The organism is Bacillus sp. EKM501B (genome assembly GCF_011800505.1).
GTDB lineage: Bacteria > Bacillota > Bacilli > Bacillales > Bacillaceae_G > Bacillus_A > Bacillus_A cereus.
In genome coordinates, this window is sequence record NZ_JAALFZ010000003.1 from 260902 (window position 1) to 280332 (window position 19431).

Consider the following 19431-nt stretch of genomic DNA (forward strand, 5'->3'; position numbering starts at 1 on the left):
AGACAAAAAGCGTCTTCTGTACGAAAGAACCTTAGCCAACAGGGCTAAACAGTCGGTTCCGCTTTTCGTTGTCTAGCTCCAGCGGCTAGAACAGTCGGTCATTTCACTCCTGAACTTGAGGCAAAAGGCGCCTCTAGTTCAGGAGTTCCAATGCCCTCCTGTTCTAAACGAGCCGCTTCCGCTTTTCTTTTGCAAAAATAAACAGGAAACAACATGAAAATAACGAATATACTATATACTAAGTTCAAGGTTATATAGTATATGGTGATCGGGTGATGACATATGATTTATGTAGAAAAAGTCATTATTGTAGAAGGTACATCAGATAGAAGAAAGATTGAATCTATTATTCGTGAACCGGTGGAAATTGTTTGTACAAATGGTACAATTGGTTTGTCGAAAATGGATGAGCTCGTTGATCAGTTTTTTGATAAGGAAGTGTATGTGCTAGTGGATGCTGATGATGCTGGAGAAAAGTTAAGGAAACAATTTCGAAAAGAATTTCCGCAAGCCGAGCATATCTATATTGATCGCTCGTACCGAGAAGTGGCAACTGCGCCATCTACACACTTAGCAAATGTATTATGGGGAGCCGACATTGACGTTTATACAGAATATTTACGGTAAGGAATGATAGAAGTGATTGATTGGACAGGAGCCGAAGCTACAGCCCTAATAGAGAACGAAGAAAAAACAGTATTATATGTATATACTCCAATGTGTGGAACATGCCAATTAGCAAAAAAGATGTTAACAGTCGTTGAGATGACAATTGAAGGCCTCAAAATTGGGATGTTAGATTTAAATTATGCTCCGTATTTAGCGAAAGAGTATGGGATTGAAAGTGTACCTTGTTTACTTGTTTTTGAAAATGGGACACTGATGAAGAAGATATACGCATTTCATTCGGTTGAATATTTATATACGGAATTAAAGTAGGCGGCAAAATTTTTGCCGCCTCGACATATTTCTTGGGAAATATGTCGAGATGCAGGGTGGATACAGTATTTGTCGAGCGAAAATAACAGGATTGCTCTTTAGTGAGAGGGAATGGTATGTAATAGAAAGTGATATGAAGGATGTGATTTAGGGTGAGATTATATTCTTTGCTTCAATCATTTGTAAATTACGCTAATGGTCAATATCATTTAGAACCGCTTTTAAGACAAGAAGAAAAAACTGTTAATTTTCGCTTTGGAGATGAAAGTTGTTCGTTACAAATTTCAAGAGATTATATAGAGCTGGTACATGAGGAAAGAGGAACGGAACAAATCATTTGCTTAGATGAAAAGGATATAGAACAATTGGTGAATGGAAATGTACGATTGCAAATGTTAATGAACGATGGACGTGTACAATATTCAGGAACGTACCGAACGATGTTATTAGTGGAATCGATGTTTCATATATGTAAACCGATGTCAGTAGGTGCTTAAAATTCTGAAGTTTCATTTTTTGCGAAAATTTCTGTTGACATGGTGAGTGTATATTGATACAATTCAAGTCATAAAATATAGACAATTTCATAAATTTCAAATCAGACGAAAATTGAATCTGATTTCTCTTATCAAGAGAGGTGGAGGGACTGTGCCCTGTGAAGCCCGGCAACCGTCAACTTATGTTGAAATGGTGCCAATTCCTGCAAAGCGAATGCTTTGAGAGATGAGAGAGAGGGATAATGTTGTTATATACGCATATAAACCTTTCTGCTTCTCTAAAGCAGAAAGGTTTTTTTATTGTTTGAATGTGGAGGACATTCAAATAATAAAAGTAATGATAACAGTGGACTACACGCATTAAAAATAAAAAATTGCGGAGTCGATCCAAACAAAAAAGGGGTGAACATCATGATTCTATTAGAGAACGTAAAGAAAATATATAAGGCGAAAAGCGGTGATGTCACTGCTGTAGATAACGCCAATTTAAAAATAGAAAAAGGCGAAATATTTGGTGTTATTGGATATAGCGGCGCTGGAAAAAGTTCGTTAATCAGATTGTTTAATCAGTTAGAGAAACCGACTTCTGGCCAAATTACAATTGCGAATCGTGTTATATCAGCAATTACAGGAAGTGAACTTCGTAAGGCAAGACAAGAAATCGGAATGATTTTTCAACACTTCAACTTACTTTGGTCACGAACTGTACGTGAAAATATTGAGTTTCCACTTGAAATTGCAGGTGTTGATAAAGCGAAGAGAAGAAAACGTGTTGATGAATTAATTCATCTTGTTGGATTAGAAGGAAGAGGAGACGCGTACCCATCTCAGCTGAGTGGAGGACAAAAGCAACGCGTCGGGATTGCAAGAGCATTAGCTAACAATCCACAAGTGCTTTTATGTGATGAAGCAACGTCAGCTCTTGATCCGGAAACGACAGATCAAATTTTGGATTTACTATTAGACATTAATAAGCGCCTTGGTTTAACAATTGTACTCATTACACATGAGATGCACGTGATTCGAAAGATATGTAACCGAGTAGCGGTAATGGAGAGAGGAAAGATTGTAGAAACAGGTCCAGTACTTGATGTATTCCGTAATCCGAAGCAAGATATTACGAAACGATTTGTACAGCAGTTAACAGATTCTGAAGATACAAATGAAACGATTGAAAATTTAATTGAAAAATATCCAGATGGAAAAGTAATTCGTTTGCAGTTTATCGGTGAGGCTGTAGAAAGACCAGTGCTTCAACGATTAATGCAACGCAGTGATATAGAAGTTAGCATTTTGCAAGGAAATATTGCACAAACGAATAACGGTTCTTACGGTAGTTTAGTTGTTCATTTAAATGGTGAGGAAACAGCGATCCAGCAAGCAATAGAAGGAATTCATCAAGATCAAGTAGAGCTGGAGGTGATTGCACATGGATAAGTTACTCGCAAATGTTGATTGGAATCAAATGTTAGAAGCAACTGGTGAAACGTTATATATGACGGCAATCGCAGCTCTTGCGACATTTGTTTTAGGACTAATTTTAGGATTGTTACTCTTCATGACAGCAAAAGATAATTTATGGGAAAACAAATCAATTAATACGGTGATTGGAGCATTCGTAAATATATTCCGCTCTATACCGTTCATCATTTTAATTATTTTATTAATCCCATTTACAAAGATTCTTCTTGGAACAATTCTTGGAGCAAGTGCAGCTCTGCCGGCTTTAATTATTGGAGCCGCACCATTCTACGCGAGAATGGTTGAAATTGCACTTCGCGAAATTGATAAAGGTGTAATTGAAGCTTCAAAAGCAATGGGAGCAAAAACAAGCACAATTATTTTGAAAGTGTTAATTCCAGAATCATTACCAGCATTAGTATCTGGTATTACGGTTACGACAATTGCTTTAGTAGGCTATACAGCAATGGCGGGAGTTGTTGGTGCTGGTGGCCTTGGAACACTTGCTTACTTAGAAGGATTCCAGAGAGGGAATAACGATGTAACAATCGTTGCGACAATTTGTGTATTACTAGTTGTATTTTTAATTCAGTGGATTGGTGATAGTTTAACGACTCGAATAGATAAACGATAATAAAAACGGGAGGATATTTTAAATGAAAAGATTATTACTTACGGCACTTATTTCAACTTCAATTTTTGGGTTAGCTGCTTGTGGCGGGAAAGATAAAGATGAAAAGAAACTTGTTGTTGGTGCTTCTAACGTACCGCATGCTGAAATTTTAGAAAAAGCAAAACCGTTACTTGAGAAAAAAGGAATTGAATTAGAAGTGAAAAAATTCCAAGATTACGTGTTGCCAAATAAATCGTTAGCGGATAAGGAATTAGATGCAAACTATTTCCAGCACATTCCGTATTTAGAAAAAGAAATTAAAGATAAAAAATATGATTTTGAAATAGCAGGGAAAATTCATATTGAACCAATTGGTGTATATTCTCAAAAATATAAGAGTTTAAAAGAACTTCCAGACGGGGCGACAATTATTATGAGTAATTCCGTTACTGACCATGGACGTGGTTTAGCAATTTTACAAAAAGAAGGCATTTTAAAAATTAAAGACGGAGTAGATCCAGTTAGTGCAACTCCAAAAGATATTGCAGATAATCCGAAACACTTAAAATTCAAAACGGATATTGAGCCTGGTTTGTTGCCACAAGTGTATAACAATAAAGAAGGCGACGCTGTTTTAATTAACTCGAACTATGCAATTGATGCGAAATTAAACCCAGAAAAAGATGCAATTGCAATTGAAGGCGATGATTCTCCATACGCAAACGTACTAGTGGTTCGTAAAGGTGATAAAGATAAAAAAGCGATTAAAGAGCTTGTAGAAGTATTACATTCTAAAGAAATTAAAGACTTTATTACTAAAGAATATAAAGGTGCAGTTGTTCCTGTAAAAGAATAATTGCTGAAAAAGGGCTGGTGTATGCCGGTCCTTTTTTACTACATAACTATAGGGAGAAGGGGACGTCATATGAAAAAGATTCTATTGTCAGTTGTTACAGCATTATCTGTATTTACATTAGCTGCTTGCGGAGGGAAGGAAGAGAATAAGCTTGTTGTGGGAGCCTCTAACGTGCCGCACGCTGTTATTTTAGAAAAGGCACAGCCGATATTAGAGAAAAAAGGCATTAAGTTAGAGATTAAAAAGTTTCAGGATTATGTACTGCCAAATAAAGCGTTAGCGGATAAAGAAATTGATGCGAACTACTTCCAGCATATTCCGTACTTAGATAAAGAAATTCAAGAAAAGGGATATAAAATTGTAAACGCAGGAAAAATCCATTTAGAGCCGATGGGTATTTATTCTAAGAAGTATAAAAGCTTAAAAGACTTACCAGATGGCGGGACAGTGATTATGAGTAATAACGTAGCGGAGCGTGGCCGTATGCTAGCACTGTTACAAAAAGGCGGCGTTATTAAATTAAAAGACGGAGTAGATGTTGTTAAGGCAACAGTAAAAGATGTAGTCGAAAATCCGAAAAACTTAAAGTTTAAAACAGATGTAGAGCCTGGATTGTCACCAAAGCTGTATGAAAATAATGAAGGTGATGCTTTATTTATTAATTCAAACTATGCAATTGATGCAAAATTAAATCCAACAAAGGATGCAATTGCGATTGAAGGAGCAGACTCTCCGTATGCAAACATCATTGCAGTTCGTAAAGGTGATGAGAAGAAAAAAGAAATTAAAGAGCTAGTAGAAGTGCTACATTCAAAAGAAATTCAAGATTTTATTAATAAAGAATATAAAGGTGCTGTACTTCCGGTAAGTGAATAAATATAAGGAAAGGGCTGGAAAATTACCAGTCCTTTTTTCTTTATATAAATAAGAAGAAAGGTGTATCATAGAAAGATGTGAAGGAAATACTTATATACATTTGTGAAAAAACGGTTACTTTTTTTCGTCGTTTGCGATATCATTTTATTTGATATAAAATTAGAATGAGAATAAAATGAGAATATGAACGTTTTAGGAATTTTTAAAATGTATATATAGGATTAATGGAGGTATTGAGATGGCTGGTTCTACATTAACGGTTAAAGACTTACACGTATCAATTGATGGCAAAGAAATTTTAAAGGGTGTAAACCTTGAAGTAAAAGGTGGAGAAATCCACGCAATTATGGGACCTAACGGAACAGGTAAATCAACTTTATCTTCTGCAATTATGGGTCACCCAAAGTATGAAGTAACAGAAGGTAGCATCATCATCGACGGTGAAGATGTATTAGAAATGGAAGTAGACGAGCGCGCACAAGCAGGTCTATTCCTAGCAATGCAATATCCAAGTGAAATTAGCGGAGTAACAAACGCTGACTTCTTACGTTCTGCAATTAACGCACGTCGTGAAGAAGGCGATGAAATTTCTCTTATGAAATTTATCCGTACATTAGATAAAAACATGGAATTCCTAGAAATGGATCCAGAAATGGCACAACGTTACTTAAACGAAGGTTTCTCTGGTGGAGAGAAAAAACGTAATGAAATCCTTCAATTAATGATGATTGAGCCAAAAATCGCAATCTTAGATGAAATCGACTCAGGTCTTGATATCGATGCATTAAAAGTTGTATCTAAAGGTATTAACGAAATGCGCGGCGAAGAGTTCGGTTGCCTAATGATTACGCATTACCAACGTTTATTAAACTACATCACTCCAGACTTCGTTCACGTTATGATGAACGGTCGTATCGTTAAATCTGGTGGCCCTGAGCTTGCACAACGTCTAGAAGCTGAAGGTTACGACTGGATTAAAAAAGAATTAGGTATTGAAGACGAAACAACAGAGCAAGAAGCGTAAGAGAGGAGCATAAACATGACAATCGGTACATTACCTTTCGATCAAGAAACAATCCGTCAACGCGCAAGCGAAGTAAACGAAGCTGCTTGGTTGACTGAGTTCCGCTTACAAGCTCTTGCACAAGCAACTGAACTTCCAATGCCAACGCCTGATAAAACGAAAATTGACAAATGGGACTTTATCGGAAAAGGCGACGCTGCTAAGCAAGAGCCTGTAAGTTCTTTAACTGAACTTCCAGAAGCAGTGAAAAACTTAATCGATGAAAATAACAGCGTATTAGTACAACGCACTGGTACAACTGCATTCGTTTCTTTAGCAGACGAAGCAAAAGAAAAAGGTGTTATTTTTACAGACATCGTAACAGCAGCAACTGAGCATGCTGAACTAGTACAAAAGTACTTAATGAAAGACGGCGTGAAAGTAGACGAGCATCGTCTAACTGCACTTCATGCTGCATTAATCAACGGTGGTGCATTCGTATATGTTCCGAAAAACGTTGTTCTTGAAACTCCACTTCAAGCTGTATTCTTAGTAGACGGCGAAGAAGCTAACGTATATAACCACGTACTATTCGTAGCTGATGCGAACAGTACTGCAACTTATGTAGAAAACTATGTTGCAAATGAAAATGCTAAAGGTATTGCAAATATCGTAGCAGAAGTAATCGTGGAACAAGGCGCACAAGTGAAATTCGGTGCGGTTGATCTATTAGCAAAAGACGTAACAACTTACGTTAACCGCCGCGGCGTTGTAGGACGCGACGGCCGTATTGATTGGGCTCTAGGCCTTATGAATGACGGAAACACAATTTCAGAGAACGTTACGAACTTAATGGGCGACGGTTCATATGCTGATACGAAAACAGTAACAATTGGCCGTGGTAACCAAACACAAAACTTTACAACTAAAGTTGTTCACTTCGGTAAACATTCTGAAGGTTGGATTTTAAAACACGGTGTACAAAAAGATAGTGCAACATCTATCTTTAACGGAATTGGTAAGATTGAACACGGTGCATCTAAATCAAATGCACAACAATCTTCTCGCGTTCTTATGTTAGATGAAAAAGCTCGCGGTGATGCAAACCCAATTCTTTTAATCGACGAAGATGATGTAATGGCAGGTCACGCAGCTTCAGTAGGTCGCGTAGATCCAGTCCAACTATACTACTTGATGAGCCGTGGTATTCCAAAACGCGAAGCAGAACGTTTAGTCATCCATGGATTCTTAGCACCTGTAGTTAATGAGCTTCCAATTGAAGGAGTAAAGGCACAGCTTGTTGAGGTAATTGAAAGGAAAGTTCGCTAATGAATATTCATGAAATACGCAAACAGTTTCCAATTCTTGATCAAAAAGTGAACGGCAAACAACTTGTTTATTTCGATAGTGCAGCAACTTCTCAAAAACCAATTCAAGTCATTGAAACGTTAGAACGTTACTATAAAGAATATAATTCTAACGTGCATCGCGGTGTTCATACGCTCGGTACGAAAGCTACCGACGCGTATGAAGGTGCACGTGAGAAAGTTCGCAAGTTTATCAATGCGAAATCAATGGAAGAGATTATTTTCACGCGCGGAACGACAACTGCATTAAATACAGTAGCGGCTAGCTATGGTCTTGAAAATGTAAAAGAGGGCGATGAAATCGTTATTTCTTACATGGAGCACCATAGTAATATCATTCCGTGGCAACAAGTTGCGAAGAAAACTGGTGCAACTTTAAAATATCTTCCGCTTCAACCAGATGGGACAATTTCAATAGAAGATGCTCGTCAAACAATTACACCGAATACAAAAATCGTTTCTATCATGTATGTTTCTAACGTACTTGGAACGATTAACCCTGTAAAAGAAATCGGAGCAATTGCACACGAAAATGGCGCAATTATGGTCGTTGACGGTGCACAAAGTACACCTCACATGAAAGTAGATGTACAAGATTTAAACTGTGATTTCTACGCATTATCTGCTCATAAGATGTGTGGCCCTACAGGTATCGGCGTATTATATGGTAAAAAAGAATTGCTAAACAATATGGAGCCAATTGAATTTGGTGGTGAAATGATTGATTTCGTAGATTTACAAGAATCTACTTGGAAAGAGCTTCCGTGGAAGTTTGAAGCAGGTACACCGATTATCGGTAATGCAATCGGACTTGGTGCGGCAATTGATTTCCTAGAAGAAATCGGTCTTGATAATATTGAAAAGCATGAGCATGAATTAGCGCAATACGCTTTAGAAAGACTATCAGAAGTAGATGGCGTTACAATTTATGGTCCAAAGAATCGCGCTGGTCTTGTTACATTTAATATTGAAGACGTACATCCTCACGATGTAGCGACTGTATTAGATGTAGAAGGCATTGCAGTTCGCGCAGGACATCACTGTGCACAACCGCTTATGAAGTGGCTAAAAGCTTCTTCAACAGCACGTGCGAGCTTCTATTTATATAATACAAAAGAAGAAATTGATACATTTGTTGACTCGCTAATCAAGACAAAGGAGTATTTCACAAATGTCATTTAATAATTTAGATACGTTATATCGTCAAGTTATTATGGATCATTATAAAAATCCTCGTAACCATGGCGTATTAGAAGATAGTGTTACCGTTAACTTGAACAATCCAACTTGCGGCGATCGTATTCAACTTACGATGAAAGTAGAAGAAGGTATTGTGCAAGAGGCGAAGTTTGAAGGCGAAGGATGTTCAATCTCAATGTCTTCAGCTTCAATGATGACACAAGCAGTAAAAGGTAAGAAAATTGAAGAAGCACTTCAGCTTTCGAAAATTTTCTCTGACATGATGCTAGGAAAAGAGTACGATGACAGCATCGATTTAGGAGATATTGAAGCATTACAAGGCGTATGCAAGTTCCCTGCACGTATTAAATGTGCAACATTAGCGTGGAAAGCGTTAGAAAAGGGCTTAAACGAAGATAAGTAATGTTAAAGGTTCCTAAAAACGAGGTTATCTAAGGAGGGACACACCAACATGGCGAAGCAACTGCCAGATATCGGCGATTATAAATATGGTTTCAAAGACAAAGACGTTTCGATTTTCCGTGCTGGACGCGGTTTAACAAAAGAAATCGTTGAAGAAATTTCACGTATGAAAGAAGAACCACAGTGGATGTTAGACTTCCGTTTAAAATCACTGGATAAGTTCTACGAAATGCCAATGCCACAATGGGGCGGCGACTTAAACGACTTAGATTTCGATGAAATTACGTACTACGTAAAACCATCTGAGAAATCTGAGAAGTCTTGGGATGAAGTACCTGATGAAATTAAAGCAACATTTGATAAATTAGGTATTCCAGAAGCTGAGCAAAAATATTTAGCTGGTGTATCTGCACAGTACGAATCTGAAGTTGTATACCACAACATGAAAGAAGACCTAGAAGCTCTAGGAATCGTCTTCAAAGATACAGATAGCGCATTAAAAGAGAACGAAGATATTTTCCGTGAACATTTCGGAAAAGTAATCCCACCAACAGACAACAAATTCTCTGCATTAAACTCTGCAGTTTGGTCTGGTGGATCATTCATCTACGTTCCAAAAGGTGTTAAAGTTGATACACCACTTCAAGCGTATTTCCGTATTAACTCTGAAAATATGGGACAATTCGAACGTACGCTTATCATTGTAGACGAAGGCGCACACGTACACTACGTAGAAGGTTGTACAGCACCTGTTTACACTACTAACTCACTTCACAGTGCGGTAGTAGAAATCATCATTAAAAAAGATGCTTATTGCCGTTATACAACAATCCAAAACTGGGCGAACAACGTATACAACCTAGTTACAAAACGTGCGGTTTGTGAAGAAAACGCAACGATGGAATGGATTGACGGTAACATCGGATCTAAATTAACGATGAAATACCCAGCAGTTATCTTAAAAGGCGAAGGCGCTCGTGGTTTAACATTATCTATCGCGATTGCTGGTAAAGGCCAACACCAAGATGCTGGTGCGAAAATGATTCACTTAGCACCAAACACGTCTTCAACAATCGTTTCTAAATCGATTGCGAAGCATGGTGGTAAAGTAACTTACCGTGGTATCGTACACTTCGGACCAAAAGCGAAAAACTCTCGCTCTAACATCGAGTGTGACACGTTAATCATGGATAACCAATCTACATCTGATACAATTCCTTACAACGAAATCAAAAACGATTACGTTTCACTTGAGCACGAAGCGAAAGTATCTAAAGTATCAGAAGAACAATTATTCTACCTAATGAGCCGTGGTATTTCTGAGCAAGAAGCTACAGAAATGATCGTAATGGGCTTCATTGAACCATTCACTCGCGAACTTCCAATGGAATACGCAGTTGAAATGAACCGCCTAATCAAGTTTGAGATGGAAGGTTCTATTGGTTAAATAGAAATGCGGAGCCGACTGTTCAGACCCGTTGACTAAGGTTCTTTCGCACAGAAGATGCTTTTTATCTTCTCGTGCGGAAGGTTCTTAGACATGAGGGTCTAGGAGGCAAAGCTGGATAATATATGTATGAAGAAAGCGCCCTGCTGTGCAGGGCGCTTTTTTGTTTTGCGGATTTGTCTTGGCTTGGGAGAGGATACCCGGGTGGGTGTTCAGTTAAATATATCAGCGATTTTTCAAATATATCGACCATAAACAGGAATATATCAGCGATTATTTCAATATATCAACGTTTCGACAAGGAATATCGATTTGTCGACAAGATAAGACAAAAGAAAATCCTCACATACCCCAAACATTTTATAAGAACAGAGAACGACTAGGTTTAAGAGAAAGATACTGACAAATCCACTTGAACAACCACCCACTGAATTCTCTATTAAACTTTTTGACAAATCCACCCCTCCCTTCACTATCTGGAATTCTTTCCTGCATTAGCAAAAGTTTCTCATATAAAAAGGACAATCTTTTGCTTTTTCTCACAATGCGAGTACAATGTAAAATAGCAAGAAAAGACGAAAAGTATTTACAGGATTATTGTGTGCGCATAGCGTAAATGGCAGTAAGGAACTGAGAGGAGGTTTTTTCTCTGAATACAAATAAAGAAACAATCATCCACCTTTATCATACAAACGATATACATAGTCATTTTGAAAATTGGCCGCAAATTTCTCGGTTTGTTCTAGGGGAGAAAAAGCGAAGACAGGAAGCGGGAGAGACTGTTTTGACGGTTGATATCGGCGATCATGTGGATCGTTTTCATAGTATTTCGGAAGCGACGAATGGACTTGGGAATACGAAGCTTTTGAATGAGGCGTTATATGATTATGTAACGATCGGAAATAATGAAGGAATTACGTTAGCGAAGGAGCATTTGAATCGGCTCTATGATGATGCTGGATTTGAAATACTTGTCGCAAATTTATTTGAAAAAGAAGGGGTACGTCCGTCATGGGCAAGGCCTTATAAATTGCATACAACGACGGATGGGATTACCATTGCTTTTATCGGATTAACGGTAGCTTATCCAGAGTTTTATCAGATGCTCGATTGGCATATTGAAGATCCCATTATTCATTTAGAGTCTATTTTAGAAGAAGTGAAAGATGAGGCTCATATTACGGTTGTCCTTTCTCACCTTGGAAAAAGTATGGATGAGTATATGGCAGAGCATTATGATATAGATGTTATTTTAGGAGCACATACGCATCATTTATTTGAGCGTGGTATTCTACTGAATAATACTTTACTTTGTTGTTGTGAAAAGTGGGGGCGTTACGTTGGTCACGTGCAGCTTACTGTGGATATAGAGATGAAGAAATTGCTGAAAAAAGACGGTAGAGCGATTAAGACGGAACGTTTAGGTGCTTATAACGAGCCGTTATCCACAATTGAAATACTGCAGGAAGAAAGTGAGCATATAATGGCAGAGTCTGTCGTTCATTTAAAAGAGTCATTACCGGTTGATTGGTTTCATGAGACGCCGTTTTCTCACATGTTAGCAAGTGCGCTGAAAACATGGTGCAATGCAGAGATTGGCATGGTGAACGCTGGTGTACTTCTTGAAGGGTTAGAAGAGGGTGTTGTAACGCGCGGAGATATTCACAGAATTTGTCCACATCCAATTAATCCGTGTGCTTTGAAAGTTCCAGGAAAGATATTAAGAGAAGTTATTTTGAAAGCACGTAAGCCGAATATGGAGAATCTTGAGGTGAAAGGATTCGGATTTCGGGGAAAAGTGATGGGGAAAATGATTTACGCTGGTGTAGAAGTCATTCCAGATACGATTCCCGGGAATAAAATTTTACTCGAAGATGTATTAATTAACGGGGAATCGCTGGAATTAGATCGTATATATACAGTAGGAACGATTGATATGTTTACATTTGGCTACTTATACCCAGAGCTATCCACACTTTCTGACAAACAATATTATATGCCAGAACTACTTAGAGATGTGTTAACAGATATGTTAATAACTTATACATCTTCCGTTAAACTATAGGCTAGTTAACTTGTAACACTCATTTTTCTCTTGTCATACAGATAAGAAAGAGAGGAGTGTGAACTATGGTTAATGTGGAGCCAATTATAATTGATAATTATACGTTTATTGCAGTTAGCGTGAAACTTCCAAAGACGAATTTGCTAGCTGTAATGAGCGATAAAGGATATATTATGTGTGGTGCATTAGATGTAGGTCTTTTAAATGAGAAATTAGGTGATCGAGGAATTATTGCTGGCCGTGCGGTTGGTGTAAGAACGATTGAACAACTTCTTGAAGCGCCACTAGAATCGGTAACGACTGGAGCTGAAGCATTAGGCATTCCAGCAGGTACGATTGGAAAAGAAGCATTATTAAAAATGAGATAAGCATATATCGTCCCTCCTTCTTGCATAGAAATGATATAAGAAGGAGGTTTTTTTATGAGTATATTTCGCTCGAAAAACTCGCGGTTTCGAAGGGGACCTATTGCCTTTCGGTATATACTGCTTATGTCGTTTATTCTTTTTGTTATATTACTTACGCAAGGGTTGTGGATTGTGAATAATAATATTCAGCCGATCTTAATTAAATATGGGGAAGTAGAGACACATAAAATGGCGACGGCAATTATGACGAAGGCAGTAAAGGATCGAATTAATGAAGGATTCGATGTAGATTCATTAATGAAAGTACAGAATGATAAAAACGGAAAAGTATCCACAATTAATTTAAATACAAAGCAAGTAAATGAAATCGTAACATCAACGACCACATACATAGAAAAATATTTGCAGCAAGTAGAACAAGGGAAGTTGAAGGAGCTAGGTATTGCTGAAAAAAACGGCGCGACTATGGCAGTTCCTTTTGGGCGTGTAACTGATAATGCACTTCTTGGTAATATAGGACCAGATATTCCGATTCATTTCACGCCAGTTGGACATGTGAATACAGATATTAAACAAAAAATTGAGCCGCATGGGATTAATACTACAGCGATTCAAATTGTTATGGAAATGGAAGTAACATTGCAAGTGATTATTCCATTTCATACGAAAGAGATAAAGGTGAAACAAAATGTTCCGATTGCGACGCGTATCGTTCAAGGGGAAGTGCCTACGTATTATGGAAGCGGAAGTGTTGCTGTACCTGATAAAAAGAAAACAGATAGTTAGTTGCATATAAAGTGAAACTCGGCTCAGTCAGGCTTTTACTGGATAAAAAATAACCGTAGCAATGCAGCTACGGTTATCGTTTTGTATTTGCTCGTTCTTTGCGCTCCCAAAGGCTTAAATGCATGTATGGATCGAAGGCCCATTCTGTATAGCCATTGTCTTTATACATGCCAAAATGTAAGTGGGGCGGAAATTTTCCGGCTGTGCCAGGAGGTCCATAACCAGTGCTACCAACAAATCCGATTACTTTCCCTGGCTCAACAATTTGTCCAAGCTGTATTTCTTTTGAAAACCCGCCTAAATGAGCGTAATAATGGTAATTGTTATGAAGGTCGCGAATACCAATGCGCCATCCACCAAGGCGGTTCCAACCTTTCGTTTCAATAATGCCATAGCAAGTCGATCTTACTGGCACGCCATATCCGGCAAAAATATCGGTTCCTTCATGAATCCTTCTGCCGCCAAAACTTCTTCCAGCGCCGAAAGTACTACGGTAGCTATGGTCACTACGGATCGGAAGAGGAAAAGCATTTCCTTCTAAATTAATACGTCCATAATGTTTATAAATTTGGGCGTATTCGCTAATTAAATCAACTGTTTTGGCACGTCTATAATATTCCCAGAGCATAATTTTAATACGGTCTTCTGATGTTCCTTGTTTCCTTAAAATAGTCGCTGCGGTATGCAGAAGATCACGGTCGCTATTTGCATTTGCAAATCCATCTTTGTCACCATCTAAACCTATTCCGCCAAATAGAGAAATTGTATGGGGAAGAGTATCGTTACTATTAATAGGTCCAGCCCATATTTCTGGTTTGAAATAAAGGGAAATGATGGCATCTGGTTTTTTCGGAATATCTTTTCTTACGCTCCGTATATTTCTTTCATATTGATCCATTGCAGCTAAGTAATACCATGGAATGCCTGAAGACTGCTCGGTTTCTTTATATAGTGCCATGCGCTTTTCGTATATGCTTTGCTGATTATCTTCACCGTAAGCGATGTTTTGGTGGAGAAGAAAACAAATAGAAAGCAAAAGAGAAATTTTTCGAAGCATGAAATAGACTCCTTTCACAACATCACTCTTTTTAGTGTGGGATATACGGAGTATTTCATTATAGGGAACGATTGGAAAAAATCTTAGAATCTTCATTTGAGCAAATCGCTTTCATACGTTAGAATAGATATGTTACATTGAAAGAAGCGAACACGGTAAACTATTTCATATTGTGCGGAGTTGATAACCATGACAAAACAAACAGAATATAAGCGCAAGCCCGAATGGTTGAAAATTAAGTTAAACACGAATGAAAACTATACAGGCTTAAAGAAAATGATGCGTTCTAAAAATCTTCATACAGTTTGTGAGGAAGCAAAATGTCCGAATATTCATGAATGCTGGGCTGTAAGAAAAACAGCAACATTTATGATTTTAGGTGCGGTTTGTACACGTGCTTGTCGTTTTTGTGCGGTTAAAACAGGCTTACCAACTGAGCTTGATTTACAAGAACCAGAACGCGTGGCAGATTCAGTAGTACAAATGGGCTTAAAGCACGTTGTTATAACAGCGGTTGCACGTGATGATTTAAAGGACGGGGGAGCAGCTGTTTTTGCTGAAACAGTACGAGCAGTACGTCGTAAAAACCCATTCACGTCTATCGAAGTATTACCATCTGATATGGGTGGAGTAGAAGAAAACTTAAAAATGTTAATGGATGCAAAACCAGATATTTTAAACCATAACATTGAAACAGTACGTCGATTATCTGACCGAGTTCGCGCTAGAGCAAAATATGAACGTTCATTAGAGTTTTTACGTCGAGCGAAAGAAATGCAGCCTGATATTCCAACTAAATCGAGCATTATGGTGGGCTTAGGTGAAACGAGAGAAGATTTAATTGAAGCAATGGATGACTTACGTGCAAACAATGTGGATATTTTAACTCTTGGGCAATACCTACAACCATCTAAGAAGCACTTACCAGTTCTTAAATATTACCCACCAGCAGAATTTGCAGAGCTTAAAGAAATTGCACTTAGCAAAGGATTTAGCCACTGTGAAGCTGGCCCACTTGTGCGTTCTTCTTACCATGCGGATGAGCAAGTACGTTCTGCAAAAGAAAAAACAGCAGAAGCTAAATAATGAAAAAAGAGAGCTAACGATTAGCTCTCTTTTTGTTTATACTCTAAAACGGTATTTGGACATGTTAATAAAATCTTTTTTAATTCTTCTGTGGATAATTCAATTGTAAATTCAGGTACACCAGGTGTAATTAAAATTTTATCGTACGTATAAATAGCGTTATCCACAATAATTGTTACATCGTGTGAATATCCGAAAGGAGCCACACATCCCGGCGTACAACCAGTTTTGTCTCGCAGTTCATCAGGAGAACAGAGAGATAAGCGTTCTCCTGTTAGTTCTTTCATCTCTCCCCGGTTGAGCCTTGTGCCCTCTAACGTAAAAAATACGTAATAATCTCCAGACTTTGATTTTAAAAATAAGCTTTTACTTGGAGTGCCTTGTAAGCCGAGTCTCTCACGTACAATCCGATCTGTCTCATAATCGAGTACTGGTTCGTGTTCAAATTTTTCATAAGAAACATTTGTTTTATGTAGTAGAGCAAGTACATCTTCGTACATATGGAGTGATACCCCTTTCTATTATTAGTACAGTTTCTTCTCGTGGCGTCAACTGAATGTTTTGGAAAGGGATATTACTTAGACGATGCTTCCCATAAGCGTTTTATGATACATTGTTCGTCGATTGTAATTTCGTAAATATCAGGATTCGTTAAAGTTCTCCATTCATTAAAGCCAATCGTATGATTAAAATGCTTTAAAATGAGCGTAAGTAAATTGCCATGTGTAACAAGTAGTGTTGTTGTATGGTTTAATTGTAAAACGTCTTGAATAAGCGATATGGCACGGTCTGTTGCTTGTTTTGTTGACTCTCCGCCTGAAAAGGCAATATCTATATTTGTAAAAGTAGATTCTAGTTTTTGCATCCAATCATCCATTGGAACGTTGCTCAATATGCGTTCAGTTAATCGTTCATCTTCTTGGATAGATAAGTTAGCTTGGAGCGCATAGGGCCGAATGGAATCGATAGCTCGGACAAACGGGCTTGAAATAATATGATCGATTTGTAGATGATTTTCTAAGAGGAATGTAGCAAGGGTATTTGCTTGGTCTTTTCCATCGGTCGTTAATTCAGCATCACGTTTTTGCCCAGTTGCTGAACAATGTCGTATTACAATAATTTTCTTCATAATTCATCCCCATCTTTCAAGTTGACGCTATATACTTCGACAAATGTGGAAATAATTCCTTTTTCTTGTAAAACGGCATATGGATTTAAATATGTGGAAAAGTAATGTGGATAATGAACATTTGAGGTGCAATCATGAATAAAATGATATGTATTGTAGTTAGTCTTTGTTTTTTAATACACTTGTCCACAACTTATGCAGAGTCGAATCAAAAAGTAAATTATCCAAGCAATCGAAATAAGTCATTTGTGAGTGAGGATATTTTTTATAAACAGTTAGATAAGAAAATCTATAAAGAATACAATAATGCAGCATATAGTGTTCGAAAAAAAATCTTATTTAAAGAAGTGCCCGATGAAGAATTTTCTTTCCTACAAAAAACAGCCGTGGGTTGTCGGAGTAGTGTGATGCTTCAAGATTTTTTTGTTCATCCTGATCGCCAAGTTTATTTTTTTGCTTCCTTTTCTCAAAATGAAGTAGAAGAGTTTCATAAATATATCGTTATAGATGCAGAAACAAAGAGGGAGCTGCAAGAAGGAAAAAGCTATCATCATTGCGACAATCCATAAAAAACAAACCACCAATCGGTGGTTTATTTTTTACTCCGGTACACTCATTAATTTCGCTTTCATTTTGCGAATAAGAACGACAGCGCCAATTGTACAAAGAAGTGTAATTCCTTCTGCAACGAAGATATTGATTGTTTTTGTTTGGTAAAGTGCCGCGAAAAAGTCTACAAATGCGTGGAATAGTATAGCGTATACTAGGAAGATATATTTCTTCTGTTTTACTGCGTATAAAACAAGCATTGTAAAGGCAATTTGAAGCACGAGTGCCATAATTCTTTCTAAGCTACCAAGGAAGTATAAGTAGGCAGGTTGCTGAATTAACATGTCCTGTAAAATGCTCAGCTCGGGTTTTTGTTCAATCAGTCGAGCGAAGCTACCATCGTTAATAGAATTAGCAAAGATTAATGCTTGTAATGCAGAAAAACCGCCAATTAAAATAGATTCAATTCCGCCGTGACCAATTCCATAAGCGAAGCCATCTTTATATTCTAGATATTTTTTTAGTAAGAAGAAGAAGGCAACGAAGCGTCCTAATTCTTCAAAAATACCAGCAGTCAATCCGCTATAAATTGCGAAGACAAACGGATTTTCTAAAAATGGAGCGATTGTTGGATTACCGCGCATAAATAGGTGGAATGGTGTTTCAAGAATTTGGGTAAATCCGATAAAGATAAGAACACCAATGCCGACTACTTTCCAATTCATATTATATTTTTTACGGAAATAAACGAGTACAATAATTGGGACCAGAATCGAGACAATGAGTTGAAAGATGATGCTGGCAATTACAGTATTTGAAACCATACTTTCACCGCTTTCTAATATATGTACATAACTATTATGCATCAAATATAGGAGAGATGAAACTTTTTAAGATAAAATGAATTTACTTATTGACTCTAACGTTGCGTCATACTTTATCGTATGTACTAAGGGGGAGATACAAATGACAATGAGAGTAAAAGAAGTAGCTGATTTAGTTGGAATTAGTGTGCGCACACTGCATCATTACGATGAAATTGGGTTGTTAACCCCAGACGAGACGACAGAGTCTGGATATCGTCTGTATTCCAATGAAAATTTAGAGACATTGCAGCAAATTTTGTTTTTTAAAGAGCTTGGCTTCCCTTTGAAAAAAATTAAAGAGATTATCATGAGTCCATCATTTGATCGCGAAGAGGCACTAGAGCTTCATAAGAAAATGCTTCTTGAAAAGCGTGCTAGATTAGATAAGGTGATTGCGACGATTGATAAAACAATTCAGCATACAAAAGGAGAGATTGAAATGACGAACAAAGAGAAATTTGAAGGATTCGATTTCAGCCATAACCCATATGAAGAAGAAGCACGTGAAAAATGGGGAGACGCAGCTGTAGATAAAGCAAATGAATATGCAAAAGGTATGTCAAAAGAGAACCAAGAGGAGTTTAATGCTATTTATAGAAATTTAGCAGCGCTTAGACACGGAGCACCAGATTCTAAAGAGGCACAAGAAGCAATTGGGGTGTGGTACGATTACTTGCAAAACTTCGGTGAATATTCATTAGATGCTTTTAAAGGACTTGGTCAAATGTACGTCGCTGATGAGCGCTTTACGAAAAATATCGATAAGTTTGGTGAAGGGTTAGCGCAGTTTATGTGTGATGCGATGGAGGTTTATGCGGATCGTAATAAAAAATAAAAAGTAAAACAGGTGGAGATTTTCTCCAC

General features: G+C 37.6%; 22 protein-coding genes and 1 riboswitch. Of the genes, 18 read left to right on the forward strand and 4 right to left on the reverse strand.

Annotation, left to right across the window (positions count from 1 at the left end; all coding sequences use genetic code 11):
- The first annotated feature begins 282 nt into the window (after nucleotides 1-282).
- From HFD78_RS10400 to yunB, 15 genes are all read left to right on the forward strand, one after another.
- Nucleotides 283-627, forward strand: coding sequence for a toprim domain-containing protein (locus tag HFD78_RS10400; protein WP_000640870.1), 345 nt, complete (start codon nucleotides 283-285; stop codon nucleotides 625-627).
- Nucleotides 628-630: 3 nt separating this feature from the next.
- A complete protein-coding gene (locus HFD78_RS10405; RefSeq protein WP_002062684.1) occupies nucleotides 631-939 on the forward strand; it encodes a thioredoxin family protein in 309 nt (102 codons plus the stop codon).
- A gap of 152 nt (nucleotides 940-1091) precedes the next feature.
- The gene (locus tag HFD78_RS10410; protein ID WP_001242139.1) at nucleotides 1092-1436 is read left to right on the forward strand and encodes a hypothetical protein; all 345 of its coding nucleotides are present in this window, start codon (nucleotides 1092-1094) and stop codon (nucleotides 1434-1436) included.
- A 125-nt stretch (nucleotides 1437-1561) separates the two neighbouring features.
- A riboswitch (SAM riboswitch) is annotated at nucleotides 1562-1669 on the forward strand.
- A 178-nt stretch (nucleotides 1670-1847) separates the two neighbouring features.
- The gene (locus HFD78_RS10415; protein WP_000601778.1) at nucleotides 1848-2873 is read left to right on the forward strand and encodes a methionine ABC transporter ATP-binding protein; all 1026 of its coding nucleotides are present in this window, start codon (nucleotides 1848-1850) and stop codon (nucleotides 2871-2873) included.
- Nucleotides 2866-3531, forward strand: a complete 666-nt coding sequence (locus HFD78_RS10420; RefSeq protein WP_000359401.1) for a methionine ABC transporter permease — start codon at nucleotides 2866-2868, stop codon at nucleotides 3529-3531. The genes HFD78_RS10415 and HFD78_RS10420 overlap by 8 nt, the downstream gene beginning before the upstream one ends.
- A 22-nt stretch (nucleotides 3532-3553) precedes the next feature.
- Entirely contained in the window at nucleotides 3554-4366 is an 813-nt protein-coding gene (gene metQ / locus HFD78_RS10425; RefSeq protein ID WP_000826143.1) for a methionine ABC transporter substrate-binding lipoprotein MetQ, read from the forward strand.
- A gap of 69 nt (nucleotides 4367-4435) precedes the next feature.
- Nucleotides 4436-5242 carry a methionine ABC transporter substrate-binding lipoprotein MetQ gene (metQ, locus tag HFD78_RS10430; RefSeq protein ID WP_000722399.1) on the forward strand — a complete coding sequence of 269 codons (807 nt, stop codon included), beginning with the start codon at nucleotides 4436-4438 and terminating at the stop codon, nucleotides 5240-5242.
- Nucleotides 5243-5480: 238 nt separating this feature from the next.
- Nucleotides 5481-6266, forward strand: coding sequence for a Fe-S cluster assembly ATPase SufC (gene sufC / locus HFD78_RS10435; protein ID WP_000929160.1), 786 nt, complete (start codon nucleotides 5481-5483; stop codon nucleotides 6264-6266).
- A 15-nt stretch (nucleotides 6267-6281) separates the two neighbouring features.
- Nucleotides 6282-7574, forward strand: a complete 1293-nt coding sequence (sufD, locus tag HFD78_RS10440; protein ID WP_000152167.1) for a Fe-S cluster assembly protein SufD — start codon at nucleotides 6282-6284, stop codon at nucleotides 7572-7574.
- Nucleotides 7574-8794, forward strand: a complete 1221-nt coding sequence (gene sufS / locus HFD78_RS10445; RefSeq protein ID WP_001020762.1) for a cysteine desulfurase SufS — start codon at nucleotides 7574-7576, stop codon at nucleotides 8792-8794. The genes sufD and sufS overlap by 1 nt, the downstream gene beginning before the upstream one ends.
- On the forward strand, nucleotides 8784-9215 hold the full coding sequence (gene sufU, locus HFD78_RS10450; RefSeq protein WP_000009523.1) for a Fe-S cluster assembly sulfur transfer protein SufU: 432 nt from the start codon (nucleotides 8784-8786) through the stop codon (nucleotides 9213-9215). The genes sufS and sufU overlap by 11 nt, the downstream gene beginning before the upstream one ends.
- Before the next feature lie 48 nt (nucleotides 9216-9263).
- Nucleotides 9264-10661: a Fe-S cluster assembly protein SufB gene (gene sufB / locus HFD78_RS10455; RefSeq protein ID WP_001118827.1), complete on the forward strand. Its 1398-nt coding sequence runs from the start codon at nucleotides 9264-9266 to the stop codon at nucleotides 10659-10661.
- Between the two features lie 673 nt (nucleotides 10662-11334).
- Nucleotides 11335-12726 carry a bifunctional metallophosphatase/5'-nucleotidase gene (locus HFD78_RS10460; RefSeq protein WP_080008988.1) on the forward strand — a complete coding sequence of 464 codons (1392 nt, stop codon included), beginning with the start codon at nucleotides 11335-11337 and terminating at the stop codon, nucleotides 12724-12726.
- Between the two features lie 65 nt (nucleotides 12727-12791).
- Nucleotides 12792-13094 carry a YunC family protein gene (locus HFD78_RS10465; RefSeq protein WP_000248466.1) on the forward strand — a complete coding sequence of 101 codons (303 nt, stop codon included), beginning with the start codon at nucleotides 12792-12794 and terminating at the stop codon, nucleotides 13092-13094.
- Between the two features lie 54 nt (nucleotides 13095-13148).
- Nucleotides 13149-13880, forward strand: coding sequence for a sporulation protein YunB (gene yunB / locus HFD78_RS10470; protein WP_033668087.1), 732 nt, complete (start codon nucleotides 13149-13151; stop codon nucleotides 13878-13880).
- A 73-nt stretch (nucleotides 13881-13953) separates the two neighbouring features.
- Here yunB and HFD78_RS10475 read toward each other — a convergent pair whose 3' ends face one another.
- Nucleotides 13954-14937 carry a M23 family metallopeptidase gene (locus HFD78_RS10475; RefSeq protein WP_000944665.1) on the reverse strand — a complete coding sequence of 328 codons (984 nt, stop codon included), beginning with the start codon at nucleotides 14935-14937 and terminating at the stop codon, nucleotides 13954-13956.
- Between the two features lie 189 nt (nucleotides 14938-15126).
- Here HFD78_RS10475 and lipA point away from each other — a divergent pair, with 189 nt between their 5' ends.
- The gene (gene lipA / locus HFD78_RS10480) at nucleotides 15127-16023 is read left to right on the forward strand and encodes a lipoyl synthase (RefSeq protein ID WP_000166372.1); all 897 of its coding nucleotides are present in this window, start codon (nucleotides 15127-15129) and stop codon (nucleotides 16021-16023) included.
- A 20-nt stretch (nucleotides 16024-16043) separates the two neighbouring features.
- On the opposite strand, the gene HFD78_RS10485 is transcribed toward lipA, so the two are convergent.
- A complete protein-coding gene (locus tag HFD78_RS10485; RefSeq protein ID WP_000272747.1) occupies nucleotides 16044-16523 on the reverse strand; it encodes a YbaK/EbsC family protein in 480 nt (159 codons plus the stop codon).
- 74 nt (nucleotides 16524-16597) lie between these two features.
- Nucleotides 16598-17152 (reverse strand): histidine phosphatase family protein, encoded by a 555-nt coding sequence (locus tag HFD78_RS10490; protein ID WP_000721050.1) that lies wholly within the window; start codon nucleotides 17150-17152, stop codon nucleotides 16598-16600.
- A gap of 134 nt (nucleotides 17153-17286) precedes the next feature.
- Between HFD78_RS10490 and HFD78_RS10495 the strand changes: the two genes are divergently transcribed.
- Nucleotides 17287-17721 carry a hypothetical protein gene (locus HFD78_RS10495; RefSeq protein WP_001038440.1) on the forward strand — a complete coding sequence of 145 codons (435 nt, stop codon included), beginning with the start codon at nucleotides 17287-17289 and terminating at the stop codon, nucleotides 17719-17721.
- A gap of 30 nt (nucleotides 17722-17751) precedes the next feature.
- On the opposite strand, the gene HFD78_RS10500 is transcribed toward HFD78_RS10495, so the two are convergent.
- Nucleotides 17752-18567, reverse strand: coding sequence for a YhfC family intramembrane metalloprotease (locus HFD78_RS10500; RefSeq protein WP_002196989.1), 816 nt, complete (start codon nucleotides 18565-18567; stop codon nucleotides 17752-17754).
- Nucleotides 18568-18667: 100 nt separating this feature from the next.
- On the opposite strand from HFD78_RS10500, the gene HFD78_RS10505 reads away from it, so the two are divergent.
- Nucleotides 18668-19402, forward strand: a complete 735-nt coding sequence (locus HFD78_RS10505) for a MerR family transcriptional regulator (RefSeq protein ID WP_000178769.1) — start codon at nucleotides 18668-18670, stop codon at nucleotides 19400-19402.
- Nucleotides 19403-19431 lie beyond the last annotated feature (29 nt).

What these genes read in the sequence shown, in the direction of transcription:
- HFD78_RS10400 (WP_000640870.1), top strand. Translation starts at nt 283, where the DNA reads ATGATTTATGTAGAAAAAGTCATTATTGTAGAAGGTACATCAGATAGA.
- HFD78_RS10405 (WP_002062684.1), top strand. Translation starts at nt 631, where the DNA reads ATGATAGAAGTGATTGATTGGACAGGAGCCGAAGCTACAGCCCTAATA.
- HFD78_RS10415 (WP_000601778.1), top strand. Translation starts at nt 1,848, where the DNA reads ATGATTCTATTAGAGAACGTAAAGAAAATATATAAGGCGAAAAGCGGT.
- HFD78_RS10420 (WP_000359401.1), top strand. Translation starts at nt 2,866, where the DNA reads ATGGATAAGTTACTCGCAAATGTTGATTGGAATCAAATGTTAGAAGCA.
- metQ (WP_000826143.1), top strand. Translation starts at nt 3,554, where the DNA reads ATGAAAAGATTATTACTTACGGCACTTATTTCAACTTCAATTTTTGGG.
- metQ (WP_000722399.1), top strand. Translation starts at nt 4,436, where the DNA reads ATGAAAAAGATTCTATTGTCAGTTGTTACAGCATTATCTGTATTTACA.
- sufC (WP_000929160.1), top strand. Translation starts at nt 5,481, where the DNA reads ATGGCTGGTTCTACATTAACGGTTAAAGACTTACACGTATCAATTGAT.
- sufD (WP_000152167.1), top strand. Translation starts at nt 6,282, where the DNA reads ATGACAATCGGTACATTACCTTTCGATCAAGAAACAATCCGTCAACGC.
- sufS (WP_001020762.1), top strand. Translation starts at nt 7,574, where the DNA reads ATGAATATTCATGAAATACGCAAACAGTTTCCAATTCTTGATCAAAAA.
- sufU (WP_000009523.1), top strand. Translation starts at nt 8,784, where the DNA reads ATGTCATTTAATAATTTAGATACGTTATATCGTCAAGTTATTATGGAT.
- sufB (WP_001118827.1), top strand. Translation starts at nt 9,264, where the DNA reads ATGGCGAAGCAACTGCCAGATATCGGCGATTATAAATATGGTTTCAAA.
- HFD78_RS10465 (WP_000248466.1), top strand. Translation starts at nt 12,792, where the DNA reads ATGGTTAATGTGGAGCCAATTATAATTGATAATTATACGTTTATTGCA.
- yunB (WP_033668087.1), top strand. Translation starts at nt 13,149, where the DNA reads ATGAGTATATTTCGCTCGAAAAACTCGCGGTTTCGAAGGGGACCTATT.
- HFD78_RS10475 (WP_000944665.1), bottom strand. Translation starts at nt 14,937, where the DNA reads ATGCTTCGAAAAATTTCTCTTTTGCTTTCTATTTGTTTTCTTCTCCAC.
- lipA (WP_000166372.1), top strand. Translation starts at nt 15,127, where the DNA reads ATGACAAAACAAACAGAATATAAGCGCAAGCCCGAATGGTTGAAAATT.
- HFD78_RS10485 (WP_000272747.1), bottom strand. Translation starts at nt 16,523, where the DNA reads ATGTACGAAGATGTACTTGCTCTACTACATAAAACAAATGTTTCTTAT.
- HFD78_RS10490 (WP_000721050.1), bottom strand. Translation starts at nt 17,152, where the DNA reads ATGAAGAAAATTATTGTAATACGACATTGTTCAGCAACTGGGCAAAAA.
- HFD78_RS10495 (WP_001038440.1), top strand. Translation starts at nt 17,287, where the DNA reads ATGAATAAAATGATATGTATTGTAGTTAGTCTTTGTTTTTTAATACAC.
- HFD78_RS10500 (WP_002196989.1), bottom strand. Translation starts at nt 18,567, where the DNA reads ATGCATAATAGTTATGTACATATATTAGAAAGCGGTGAAAGTATGGTT.
- HFD78_RS10505 (WP_000178769.1), top strand. Translation starts at nt 18,668, where the DNA reads ATGACAATGAGAGTAAAAGAAGTAGCTGATTTAGTTGGAATTAGTGTG.